Source organism: Trinickia camelliae (assembly GCF_053525655.1).
In genome coordinates this window covers 161,880-173,988 of the sequence record NZ_JBCHAA010000012.1, presented here as the reverse complement: position 1 = coordinate 173,988, position 12,109 = coordinate 161,880, and the positions used below count along the sequence as shown (strand labels likewise).

At 62.2% G+C, this 12,109-nt stretch carries 12 protein-coding genes; 9 read left to right on the top strand and 3 right to left on the bottom strand.

What is annotated here, in order from left to right; genetic code table 11:
* Positions 1–84: 84 nt before the first annotated feature.
* Genes AAHK20_RS20500 through purU form a run of 4 tightly spaced genes read left to right on the top strand, consistent with a single transcriptional unit; the run spans position 85 to position 3,079 of the window.
* On the top strand, positions 85–651 hold the full coding sequence (locus tag AAHK20_RS20500) for an adenine phosphoribosyltransferase (protein WP_449183341.1): 567 nt from the start codon (positions 85–87) through the stop codon (positions 649–651).
* Positions 652–695: 44 nt separating this feature from the next.
* On the top strand, positions 696–1,310 hold the full coding sequence (locus AAHK20_RS20495) for a LysE family translocator (RefSeq protein ID WP_449183340.1): 615 nt from the start codon (positions 696–698) through the stop codon (positions 1,308–1,310).
* Between the two features lie 24 nt (positions 1,311–1,334).
* The gene (locus tag AAHK20_RS20490; protein WP_449183339.1) at positions 1,335–2,180 is read left to right on the top strand and encodes an NUDIX hydrolase; all 846 of its coding nucleotides are present in this window, start codon (positions 1,335–1,337) and stop codon (positions 2,178–2,180) included.
* 29 nt (positions 2,181–2,209) lie between these two features.
* The gene (gene purU / locus AAHK20_RS20485) at positions 2,210–3,079 is read left to right on the top strand and encodes a formyltetrahydrofolate deformylase (protein ID WP_449183338.1); all 870 of its coding nucleotides are present in this window, start codon (positions 2,210–2,212) and stop codon (positions 3,077–3,079) included.
* 79 nt (positions 3,080–3,158) lie between these two features.
* Here purU and AAHK20_RS20480 read toward each other — a convergent pair whose 3' ends face one another.
* Together AAHK20_RS20480 and uvrA are read right to left on the bottom strand one after the other, a co-directional pair.
* Complete coding sequence (locus AAHK20_RS20480; RefSeq protein WP_449183337.1) at positions 3,159–4,247, bottom strand: AI-2E family transporter; 1,089 nt, start codon at positions 4,245–4,247, stop codon at positions 3,159–3,161.
* A gap of 53 nt (positions 4,248–4,300) precedes the next feature.
* On the bottom strand, positions 4,301–7,162 hold the full coding sequence (uvrA, locus tag AAHK20_RS20475; RefSeq protein WP_449183336.1) for an excinuclease ABC subunit UvrA: 2,862 nt from the start codon (positions 7,160–7,162) through the stop codon (positions 4,301–4,303).
* Positions 7,163–7,289: 127 nt separating this feature from the next.
* On the opposite strand from uvrA, the gene AAHK20_RS20470 reads away from it, so the two are divergent.
* Positions 7,290–8,477, top strand: a complete 1,188-nt coding sequence (locus tag AAHK20_RS20470) for an MFS transporter (RefSeq protein WP_449183335.1) — start codon at positions 7,290–7,292, stop codon at positions 8,475–8,477.
* A gap of 199 nt (positions 8,478–8,676) precedes the next feature.
* Entirely contained in the window at positions 8,677–9,201 is a 525-nt protein-coding gene (locus AAHK20_RS20465; protein WP_449183334.1) for a single-stranded DNA-binding protein, read from the top strand.
* Between the two features lie 143 nt (positions 9,202–9,344).
* Here the strand turns inward: AAHK20_RS20465 and AAHK20_RS20460 are convergent, their stop codons facing one another.
* The gene (locus AAHK20_RS20460) at positions 9,345–9,485 is read right to left on the bottom strand and encodes an entericidin A/B family lipoprotein (protein ID WP_137331004.1); all 141 of its coding nucleotides are present in this window, start codon (positions 9,483–9,485) and stop codon (positions 9,345–9,347) included.
* A 249-nt stretch (positions 9,486–9,734) separates the two neighbouring features.
* Between AAHK20_RS20460 and AAHK20_RS20455 the strand changes: the two genes are divergently transcribed.
* From AAHK20_RS20455 to AAHK20_RS20445, 3 genes are all read left to right on the top strand, one after another.
* Entirely contained in the window at positions 9,735–10,313 is a 579-nt protein-coding gene (locus tag AAHK20_RS20455) for a transglycosylase SLT domain-containing protein (protein ID WP_449183333.1), read from the top strand.
* Positions 10,314–10,444: 131 nt separating this feature from the next.
* The gene (locus tag AAHK20_RS20450) at positions 10,445–11,155 is read left to right on the top strand and encodes a response regulator (RefSeq protein ID WP_449183332.1); all 711 of its coding nucleotides are present in this window, start codon (positions 10,445–10,447) and stop codon (positions 11,153–11,155) included.
* 162 nt (positions 11,156–11,317) lie between these two features.
* On the top strand, positions 11,318–11,998 hold the full coding sequence (locus AAHK20_RS20445) for a response regulator (protein WP_449183331.1): 681 nt from the start codon (positions 11,318–11,320) through the stop codon (positions 11,996–11,998).
* Positions 11,999–12,109 lie beyond the last annotated feature (111 nt).

Genomic DNA, 12,109 nt, shown 5'->3' with positions numbered 1-12,109 from the left:
CTTCGCCGGTTTTTTTATCGTATTTCGGGCCGTTGCGTCGCGCGCCAAGCGCGAGCGGCAGGCCGTTTTTTCGCGGAGACATCCATGTCCAACGCACGCACCGGTGCGCCCATCGACGCGGCCGAGTTCATCAAGAGCCAGATCCGCACGGTCCCGGACTGGCCCCAGGCCGGTGTGCAATTTCGCGACATCACGCCGCTTTTGCAGCGGCCCAAGACGCTGCGCATGCTGACGGACCTGCTGGTCGAGCGCTACGTCGAGGCGAAGCTCGACTACGTCGCCGGGCTCGACGCACGCGGTTTCATCATCGCGCCGATCATCGCCTACGAACTGAATCTCGGCTTCATTCCGATCCGCAAGATCGGCAAGCTGCCGTACCGGACAGTGTCCGAATCGTACGAACTGGAATATGGCAGCGCAACTGTCGAGATTCACGAAGACGCGTGCCGCGCAGGCGATCGCGTCGTTATCATCGACGACTTGATCGCGACGGGCGGCACGATGATGGCCGGCAAGAAGCTGCTCGAGCGGCTGGGGGCGGTGGTCGTCGAAGGCGCGGCGATCATCGATTTGCCGGATCTCGGCGGCTCGAAGCTGTTGCGCGACAACGGTTTGCCGCTTTATACGATCACCGAATTCGCGGGCCATTGATTTGCTGACTTTTCATGTCGTGTTTTGCACGGAGCGCTCGAGCGATGCCTAACTTCCTGCTGTTTCTCGCCACGTCGATCGCCATCACGATGGCGCCCGGTCCGGACAATCTTCAAGTGCTCGCGCGGGGTATCTCGCAGGGGCGCGCCGCGGGCTTCGTCGCCGCGCTCGGCTTTGCCGCCGGCATCACGTTTCATACGACGCTCGCTGCGTTCGGCGTGGCCGCGCTCTTGCGCTCGTCGCAGGTCGCATTCGAAGTCGTCAAGCTCGCGGGCGCCGCGTATCTGATCTGGATCGGCGTCAAGGCGTTGCGAAGCCAGGGGCTCGCGACCGCGCATGAGCGTCCGCCGCAGGCGCTTGGCGTCGTGTTCCGGCAGAGCGTGCTCGGCAACATGATGAACCCGAAGGTGACGCTTTTCTTCGTGGTGTTCCTGCCGCAATTCGTCGAGCCGCACGGCGCGCAGAGCGTGATGGTGCAGATGCTCGAGTTGGGCGTGTTGTTCATGTTGCAGACGGTCGTCGTGTTCTCGGCATTCGGTGTTTGCGCAGGCATGATCGGCAACTGGCTGAAGCGCCGGCCGCGCGTCGGTGTGTGGCTCGACCGGCTTGCCGGCGCGACCTTCATCGCGCTCGGTCTGCGCATCGCGTTGCGCGATTGACGCGGCAAAGAGGAGTTTTCGTTCATGACTTTGCCTTGCATTGCCGCCGCGCGGCGCTTCGATGCGCGTGCGCATCGTCCGTTCTGGATCGATGGGCAGCGTGTCGGCTGGATTCGCGAAACGGACGTGCCGCTGCTCGCGCGCTGGCCTGACGTGTTCGATATCGATTCGGCGCGCGTTGCGCTCGCGGCGCGCTTCGATAGCAGTGTCGACTCACGCTCGGCCGCGCTCGGTGCGGTGATCGGCGCGCTCGCCGCGGACGGCCGCATTCCCGGCTGGCGCGACGAAACCTACGCGATCCGCAATGCGTTCGGCGACGCGCCGCTCGCCTTCATCGAACGCGCCGCGTCGCGTTTCTTCGGCACCATGACGTACGCGGTGCACTTGAATGGCGTCGTAAAATACGCGGACCGTGCGCCGCAAATGTGGATCGCGCGCCGCAGCGACACGAAGGCGACCGATCCCGGCATGCTCGATAACGTCGTGGCCGGCGGCATCGGCTGGGGCTTTGGCATTGCCGAGACGATCGTCAAGGAATGCTGGGAAGAGGCGGGCATTCCCGAGGAAATTGCCGCGAAGGCATTGGCAGGGCGTACCGCCCACGTGCTGCAGTCCATTCCGGAAGGCACGCAGGCCGAGCAGATCTTCATCTACGATCTACCGCTGCCCGAGGATTTTGTCCCGCACAACCAGGACGGCGAAGTCGGCGAGCATCGGCTCGCGCGCATCGACGAAGTCGCGCAATGGATCGACGACGGCGCGATGACCGTCGACGCAAGTCTCGCGACTCTCGATTGCCTGTTGCGTCATCAATGGATCGACGAAGAAGCGTGTGCGGGCATCGAGGCGCTCTTCGTGGCACCGGTTTGAATCAGGTTTTAGAAGGGAGTTATAAGGTCATGTCGACCGAACACAGCTTTATATTGAAACTGTCGTGCCCAGATCGGCCCGGCATCGTCCACGCGGTCTCGGGTTTCCTGTTCGAACGCGGCAGCAACATTCTCGATTCGGCGCAATTCGGCGACAGCCGTACCGGCGAGTTCTTCATGCGCGTGCACTTCCAGCAAGTGGGCGGCGACCCGGGCCTCGACGCGCTGCGTGAATCGTTCGCGGCGCTCGCCGAGCGCTTCGCGATGCGCTGGGAGCTGCATGACGCGTCGGTGAAGCCGCGTGTCGTGATCATGGTGTCGAAGATCGGTCACTGCCTGAACGATTTGCTGTTCCGCAACCGCACCGGTCAATTGCCGATCGAGATCAGCGCGATCATTTCGAATCACACCGATTTCTATCAGCTTGCCGCGAGCTACAACATCCCGTTTCACCACTTCCCGCTGACCGAATCGACGGCGGGTGCGAAGGCGGCGCAGGAAGCGCGCGTGCTGGAAGTGATCGAGCAGCATGAGACCGATCTTGTCGTGCTTGCGCGCTACATGCAGATTTTGTCGCCGCAGCTGTGCGAAAAGCTCGCGGGGCGCGCGATCAATATCCATCACTCGTTTCTGCCGAGCTTCAAGGGGGCGAAGCCGTATTACCAGGCGTTCGACCGCGGCGTGAAGCTGATCGGCGCGACCGCGCACTACGTGACGACGGATCTCGACGAAGGCCCGATCATCGAGCAGGAAGTCGAGCGCGTGGATCACAGCATGACGCCGGATCAACTGACGGCGATCGGGCGCGATGTGGAGTGCGTGACGCTCGCGCGCGCCGTGAAGTGGCATGCGGAGCATCGGATTGTGTTGAATGGGACGAAGACGGTGGTGTTTCGTTGAGTGATTGCGCTTTAGCGATGTGCCAATGAAAAAGCCCGCGATGCGGGCTTTTTTCTTTTCGACCAGCTGAATCGGCCGCTCAAATCAACCGCAAATAAATCAACTCCCGCTTGATATACGCGTAGAAAATCGGCGCCGCAATCACCCCCTGCAGGCCGAACGCGGCTTCCATCACAAGCATCGCCAACAACAGCTCCCATGCCCGCGCCTCGATTTGCCCGCCGATGATGCGCGCGTTCAAAAAGTACTCGAGCTTGTGAATGACCACAAGAAACACTAGCGACGCGACCGCCGTCGGAAAGCTCACCGACATCGACACCGCCACGATCAGCGTGTTCGAGATCAGATTGCCGATCACGGGCAAGAGGCCGGAGATGAACGTGACCAAGACGAGTGTCTTCGACAGCGGCAGCTGCTCATGAAACGCCGGCAGCGCCACCAGCAGATAAAGCGCAGTGAACACCGCATTGATCGCCGAAATCTTAACCTGCGCGAACACGATGCGCCGGAACGCGTCGGCGAAACGCGCGACGCGCGCGGCAAAGGCCGTCGAAAGCGGCAGGCGCTGTGTGTGGCGCTGCACGGTGATCGCGATCATCGCGCCGATGATCATGCCGAACAGCACGTGCCCGAAGCCGCGCGCGAAGGTCTTGCCGCCTTGCGACAGCGTCCCCATGTGCGAATGCATCAGCGTCGCGGCCTTTTCCTTCATTTGGGCGACATCCACGGGCAGGGCGGAGGCAATCCACTGCGGCGTACGCACGCGCGCCTGATCGACCATCTGCATGACCTGATCGAGCAGATTCTGGATGTTGGGCACCGTATTCTCGAAGTGCTCGATGAGGCCGATCGTGATTCCCGCGAGCCCTCCGACGACCACGATCGACAGCAGCACCACCGCGAGCCAGCGCGCGCCGTGACTCGACGTGTGGCGCTCGATCGCCGGCGCGATCATATGCACGAGCTGATAGACGAGCATGCCCGCCAGCAACGCGCCCAAGAGCTTCAGCTCGAGCACGACCACCATGCCGACGAGCATCAGCGCGTAGCTGCCGATTTCCACCGCCGACAGCTTCGGCAGGCTCATATCGCTCGTCAGCCGTACGTGACGAGGTTGCAGGTCCCGAACCTGCGCGTCTTCCGACGATGCCTCGTTGCGCTTAGCCATGACTCATTCCCGTCTCCGACCTGATTCCCAACTATTGGTATACGTCCGTTCGATCATTGGCGCTTGAGCAGCGCGCCCAGATACCTGCCGGTAAAGCTCGACTTCGACTTGGACACCTGCTCCGGCGTGCCTTGGGCGATGATCTGGCCGCCGCCCGCGCCGCCTTCCGGGCCTAGGTCGATCACCCAGTCGGCGGTTTTGATCACGTCGAGATTATGCTCGATGATTACGACGGTATTGCCCTGATCGCGTAGCCGGTGAATCACTTCGAGCAAAAGTGCGATGTCATGGAAGTGTAGGCCGGTCGTCGGCTCGTCGAGAATATATAGGGTACGACCTGTGTCGCGCTTGCTCAGCTCGAGCGAGAGCTTCACGCGCTGGGCCTCGCCGCCCGAAAGCGTCGTCGCCGACTGGCCCAGCCGGATATAGCCGAGGCCGACGTCGAGCAGCGTCTTGAGCTTGCGGGCGACCACGGGCACGGCCTTGAAGAACTCGTACGCGTGTTCGACGGTCATGTCGAGCACTTCGCTGATGTTCTTGCCTTTGTACTGGACGTCGAGCGTTTCGCGGTTGTAGCGCTTGCCGTGGCAGACGTCGCACGGCACGTAGACGTCCGGCAGGAAGTGCATCTCGACCTTCAGCACGCCGTCGCCCTGGCACGACTCGCAGCGACCGCCTTTCACATTGAAGGAGAAGCGGCCGGCTTCGTAGCCGCGTTCCTTGGCGGCCGGCACGCCAGCGAACAGCTCGCGGATCGGCGTGAAGACGCCCGTGTAAGTGGCCGGATTCGAGCGCGGCGTGCGGCCGATCGGCGATTGATCGACGTTGATGACCTTGTCGAAGTGCTCGAGGCCCTCGATCGCCTCGTAGGGTGCGGGCTCGGTCGCCGAGCCGTACAGGTGGTGCGCGACGGCCTGATACAGCGTGTCGTTGATCAGTGTCGACTTGCCCGAGCCGGACACGCCCGTCACGCAGGTCAAGAGCCCGACCGGCAGATCGAGCGTCACGTGCTTCAAGTTGTTGCCGTAAGCCTCGACGATGCGCAGGCGCCGCTCGTCCGGCTCCTTGCGTTCGTCCGGATACTCGATGGTCCGCGCGCCGGAGAGATATTGGCCGGTCATCGAAGCCGCGTCCTTCTCGACTTCCGTCGGCGTGCCTTCAGCGATCACCATGCCACCGTGCTCGCCCGCGCCCGGTCCCATATCGACGACGTAGTCGGCCATGCGGATCATGTCTTCGTCATGCTCGACGACGATCACCGAATTGCCGAGGTCGCGCAGGTGCTTGAGCGTCGAGATGAGGCGGTCGTTGTCGCGCTGGTGCAGGCCGATCGACGGCTCGTCGAGCACGTACATCACGCCCGTCAGGCCCGAGCCGATCTGGGACGCGAGGCGGATGCGCTGCGCCTCGCCGCCCGACAGCGTCTCCGCGCTGCGCTCGAGCGATAGGTAGTCGAGCCCGACGTTGTTGAGGAACATCAGCCGCGCGACGATTTCCTTGACGACTTTGTCGGCGATGTCGCGCTTCGCGCCCTCGAGGCGCAGCGTCTGGAAGTAGCCGAGCGTGTCGCGCAGCGGCCAGCCGCTCACTTCGAAGATCGCGCGCGCGTCGCCGTTGGCGCCCAGGCGCACGAAGCGTGCTTCGCGGCGCAGCCGCGTGCCTTCGCACGACGGGCACGCCTGGTTGTTCTGATACTTCGCGAGCTCTTCGCGAACCGCGACCGAATCAGTCTCGCGGTAGCGGCGCTCGAGGTTCGGGATGATCCCTTCGAACACGTGCTCGCGGATCGACGTGCGGCCGCGCTCGTTGATGTAGGAGAACGGGATCGTTTCCTTGCCCGAGCCGTACAGCAGCAGCTTCTTGACCTTCTCCGGCAGATCTTCGAACGCGGTGTCGATATCGAACTCGTAGAACGCCGCGAGACTTTGCAGCATCTGGAAGTAGAACTGGTTGCGCCGGTCCCAGCCCTTCACGGCGCCCGCCGCGAGCGACAGCGACGGATGCGCGACCACCCGCTTCGGATCGAAGAACGTGATCTGGCCGAGCCCGTCGCAATCGGGGCATGCGCCCATCGGATTGTTGAACGAGAAGAGACGCGGCTCGAGTTCCTGCAGCGAGTACGAGCAGATCGGGCACGCGAACTTCGAGCTGAACAGGTGCTCCTTCTCCGTATCCATCTCGAAGGCGATCGCGCGGCCGTCGGCGAGACGCAGCGCCGTTTCGAACGACTCGGCGAGGCGCTGCTTCATGTCGGCGCGCACTTTCAGGCGATCGACGACGACGTCGATCGTGTGCTTGTCGTTCTTCTTGAGCTTCGGGAGCGACTCGACCTCGTAAATTTTCGCGACGCCCTCGTTGGCCGTGCCGCCGCCCGAGCGGACGCGAAAACGCACGAAGCCTTGCGCCTGCATGTCCTCGAACAGCTCGGTGTGCTCGCCCTTGCGATTCGCCACCACCGGCGCGAGGATCATCAGCTTGGTTTCTTCAGGCAGCGCGAGCGCGGCGTCGACCATCTGCGAGACGCTTTGCGCTTCGAGCGGGATCTCGTGGTCGGGGCAAAAGGGCGTCCCGACGCGCGCGTACAAGAGCCGCAAATAGTCGTGGATCTCGGTGACGGTGCCGACGGTCGAGCGCGGGTTGTGCGACGTCGCCTTCTGCTCGATCGAAATCGCGGGCGAGAGGCCCTCGATCAGATCGACGTCGGGCTTCTCCATCAGCTGCAAAAATTGCCGGGCGTAGGCCGACAAACTCTCCACGTAACGGCGTTGCCCCTCCGCGTAGAGCGTGTCGAACGCGAGCGACGATTTACCCGATCCCGACAGGCCGGTGATCACAATCAGCTTGTGACGCGGCAGGTCGAGATTGACGTTTTTCAGGTTGTGGGTGCGAGCGCCACGGATGCGAATCTGTTCCATGAAACCTGGGCGGGGAAGGGGGCCAAACCTGCTACTATAACGACTTTTCCAGACCGCCGTTACGGCGACCTTACACCGCGCGGCGAGCGCGAACAGGCGCCGATTTCCAGGTCCTCCTTCGCCGCCGATGTCCAATCCTTCCGCCACTTCTTCGCGCATGAGCGCGCCCGAGATGCGCGCGACCGTGTCGCTGGCTGCCATCTTCGCGCTGCGCATGCTCGGCCTCTTCATGATCATGCCGGTGTTTTCGATCTACGCGAAAACGATCCCCGGCGGGGATAACGTCCTTTTGGTTGGCATTGCGCTCGGCGCCTACGGCGTCACGCAATCGATGCTCTACATCTTTTATGGCTGGGTTTCCGATCAGATCGGCCGCAAGCCCGTCATTGCAACCGGGCTGTTGATCTTCGCGATCGGCAGTTTCGTCGCCGCTTTCGCGCACGACATGACGTGGATTATTGTTGGGCGCGTGATTCAGGGGATGGGGGCGGTGTCGTCGGCCGTGATCGCGTTCATCGCCGATCTAACTGCCGAGGAGCACCGCACGAAGGCGATGGCGATGGTCGGCGGGAGCATTGGCGTGTCGTTCGCGGTGGCGATCGTCGGCGCGCCGATCGTGTTCCAGTGGGTCGGCATGAGCGGTCTCTTCGCGCTCGTCGGCGTGTTCTCGCTGCTCGCGATCGGCGTCGTGCTGTGGGTCGTGCCCGACGCGCCGAAGCCCGTGCACGTGCGCGCGCCATTTGCCGAAGTGCTGCATAACGTCGAGCTGCTGCGTCTGAATTTCGGCGTGCTGGTGCTGCACGCCACGCAGACCGCGCTCTTTCTCGTGGTGCCGCGCATTCTCGAAGCGGGCGGTTTGCCGGTCGCCTCGCACTGGAAGGTTTATCTGCCCGTGATGGGGCTCTCATTCGTCATGATGGTGCCGGCCATCATCGCCGCCGAGAAGCGCGGAAAAATGAAGCCGGTACTGCTCGGCGCCATCGCCCTTATCCTGATCGGCCAATTGTTGCTGGGGGCCGCGCCGCATACCATCTTGACTGTCGCGGCGGTCCTCTTCGTCTACTTCCTCGGTTTCAATATTCTCGAGGCGTCGCAGCCTTCGCTCGTGTCGAAGCTCGCACCGGGTCAGCGCAAGGGCGCGGCGGCCGGTGTCTACAACACGACGCAGTCGATCGGTCTCGCGCTTGGCGGCGTGGTCGGCGGCTGGCTGCTGAAGGTGGATGGTCAGAGCGCCGTGTTCTTCACGTGTTCTGGCCTCGTATTTGCGTGGCTTATAATCGCCGCAACTATGAAGGCGCCGCCCCGCAGGGCGTGATCGCACATTCGCTTGGCTGTGCCGGGCGCGTGCTCAGTGCGGTTGCGTCCGGTGTACTCGCGCCGGACGACGAAGCTGCGAGACGGGCTGCAATAAACAACGAAGCGAAGCGCGCATCGCCGCGCGATAAGTATGCATGGGACCGGACTAAACGCTAGAGCGTGAATTCCGGTCGACACGGAATCAACTGGAGAAACACATGGCATCCGTCAACAAGGTCATTCTCGTCGGCAATCTCGGCGCCGATCCTGAAGTGCGTTATCTGCCGAGCGGGGACGCCGTCGCGAACATCCGTCTCGCGACGACCGATCGCTACAAGGACAAGCAGTCCGGCGAATTCAAGGAAATGACCGAGTGGCACCGCGTGGCGTTCTTCGGCCGTCTGGCCGAGATCGTGAACGAATACTTGAAGAAGGGCTCGTCGGTTTATATCGAAGGCCGCTTGCGTACGCGCAAGTACCAGGGCCAGGACGGCACGGAGCGCTACTCGACGGAAATCGTCGCTGACCAGATGCAGATGCTGGGCGGCCGTGGCGGTTCGAGCGGCGGCGGGGACGACGGCGGCTACAGCCGTGGCGAACCGGCCGAGCGCGGCGGTGGCCGCGTGGCTGGCGGCGGTGCGGCGCGCAGCGGTGGTGGTGCCGGTTCTAGCAGCGGTTCGAGCCGTCCGAGCGCGCCGGCAGGCGGCGGGTTTGACGAGATGGATGACGATATTCCGTTTTGATGCCGATCACCCTCTGACGGACGATATCCGTCGCTTGAGCAAAAAGCCCGCAGCGCGGGCTTTTTTCATTTGGCTTGTCTGTCCTGGCGCTCACGGACCTCTCGTCCCATCACGCCAGCGCTGCGGCATCCACGCCTCGCGCGCTATTGCGATTGCGCTTTCTCCGCGCTGTTGGTGATGGCGTGCCCGCCATTCGAAATGTCCTGGCCGGCGCCGGCTACGGTGTTGCACGCGGTCAGCCATGCGGTGCAGCTCAGCAGCACCAAAGCGATCAATCTGTTCACGATTTTTCCTCCTGTGCGGCGATTTCTTGAATACGGGTAGGACGCCGCTAAAGTCAGGCTGCCGCTCCCGATCGAGGCGGTTTGCCTTCCCGCGGGAGTCGAGCCGCAAATCGCGCGCCTGGTCGCTTCCGAACGGCGATGAGGCGTCCGCCCGCCACTTGCCGTTTGCCGCCTGGTACGCCGTCCTGCCACCAGGGGATTCACCTGACAAAAGTCGTTATAATGCGGCACCCATTTCCGTTTCCCGCCATGAGCCGACTTCTTTGCTTGCTAGTCGTTTCGCTAGGCCTGATGCAATGCGCCGTCGCGCAGGATCGGGCCCAGACAGACGCGTTGGCGAGCGATGTATCGGTCGTGGCGAGTGCGCCGGATGGCGCAAGCGCATCGACGGCTCCCCAGATCCACGCGATATCGGACATGCTCACGCAGAAGTTCGGCCTCGCGCGCGCCAAGGCCGAGCAGATTTCGGCTGCGGTGATGTCGTCGGCGTCGAAGTATTCGCTGCCACCGGCGCTTGTGCTCGCGATCATCTCGATCGAGTCACGCTTCAAAGAAAAGGCCAAGGGCCAGCATGGGGCGACCGGGCTCATGCAAGTGGTGCCGGCGGCCCACAAGCAACTCGTGAAGCATCTCGATCTGACAGCGCCTGAAGACAACATCGAAGCAGGCTCCGCGATTCTTCACGGGTACCTCCAGTCGGCACAGGGCGATGTCGGCGCGGCGCTGAAAAGCTACGGCGGATCGAAAGCCTACGCGGCGAAAGTGAGCCTGCGCGCAAAGGACTTCCAGTTCGACACAACCGCAAGCGATCCTGCCGGATCACGCTAACCCGCACGCTTTCATCCAAACGGCATATCTCGTTGACCCTGACAACGCGCTCGAGCGACGCTCGGCGCTGATTCAGACACGTCCTATTTTCGGTCGGATTTCGTCGTGGTTTTATCGACGAGTTGTGGCGCATGCGCAATAGCGCGCATGCCGTATGTGCAACTCGTCGCGCGAATGCGCGGATCACCCCTGAGAGCCCTACCGTGAACATTCGAGTCATCCTGGCCGACGATCATCCATTTGTATTGCTCGGCATTAGTGCGGCTCTCGAAAGACACGCGGGAATCAAGGTGGTCCGAACCGTAAGCACGCCGAGCGAATTGCTTGACATGCTGCATTCCACGCCGTGCGACGTGCTCGTCACGGATCTCGCGATGCCCGACCCCGACGGCACTCACGAGGACGGCCTGCAACTCATACGCGGCATTCGCCGCGAATGGCCTCAACTCGGCGTCGTCGTGCTGACCAGCCTGACGAACGGCTCGATCCTGCGCTCCATCGTGACGGACCCGGCGATCAGCGTCATCAACAAAATGGAGTCGATGGAGGACGTGGCCGTTGCCGTTCGCCTGGCGGCCCAAGGCCGGGCGCACGTCGGCGACACGATTGCCGGTGCGCTTTCGAACGCAGGCGCGGAAGCGTTCAAGTCAGCCCGTCTCTCTCCGCGTGAAACGGAAGTCGTGCGACTGTTCGCGGGTGGCCATTCGCTTACCGAAATTGCATGCAAGCTCGACCGGGACGTTCGCACTGTGAGCCGCCAGAAGCGCGATGCAATGGTCAAGCTCGGTGTTCACAATGATCCAGGGCTCTTTGCATTCGCTCACGCACACGGTTTGATTTGAGCAGGGTCAAGCTATTTGTCGACGGTAAGGAATCCCCTACTCAATAATCTGTCTTTTCAGAGCATTCCTATGTCGGGGTGCTAAAGAATATTCGATGCTCTCTTGATTACCCCGATTTCCGAGAACTTTCGCCGGGATGGGGCAAAGGCGGAGGCAAAATAGATGACAGATATCGACACCGTAGTGCCGATTAGAACGATCATTGCGGATGATCACCCGTTGGTGCTGCTGGCGATTGAAAATCTCGTCGCGTCACTGCCCGATATGCAGATTGTCGGTCGCGCGATCGATTCGACGGAGCTCTTCAACGACCTCGACCAGCTCGAATGCGATGTCGTGGTGACCGACTTGTTCATGCCCGGCGGCACGCAGGGCGATGGCCTCGAAATCATTCGGCTTTTCAAGGCGCGCTATCCGGATCTGGCGCTGGTCATACTCACGATGTCGACGGACGTCGATGTGCTACGCGAAGCCATCTCGCTCGGCGCCAATGCCGTCCTCAGCAAGCGCGACCGCATCGATCTCATACATGTCGCGGTAGTCACGGCGCTCGCGCGCGAGTTCTATCTCGGTCCCACCATCCGAACGTTGCTTGCTGATGCGAAACTTGCGCAAAGGCTCGAAAGCGTGCGTCAGCTGTTGTCGAAGCGAGAGCTCGAAGTTTTTACCCACTACGCATCGGGACTCGGTATCACGGAAATCGCGAGGCAAACCGGCCGCAGCGTGAAGACGATTAGCGCGCAGAAGTGCACGGCAATGAAAAAGCTCGCGTTGCAAAGCGATGTCGACCTCTATCGTTTTGCGATCGAGCATGGTCTCGTCGCAGGGGAGCGGTCTAGGTAGCGCCGCAGAGGAGGCTCGGAGGTACTTGGGCCAGTGTTTCAAGGTTAAAAACGGGCTGATCGAGAGCAGCCGAGATAGACAAAGTGCCGGAAGGCCCGCTGGGGACGAGAA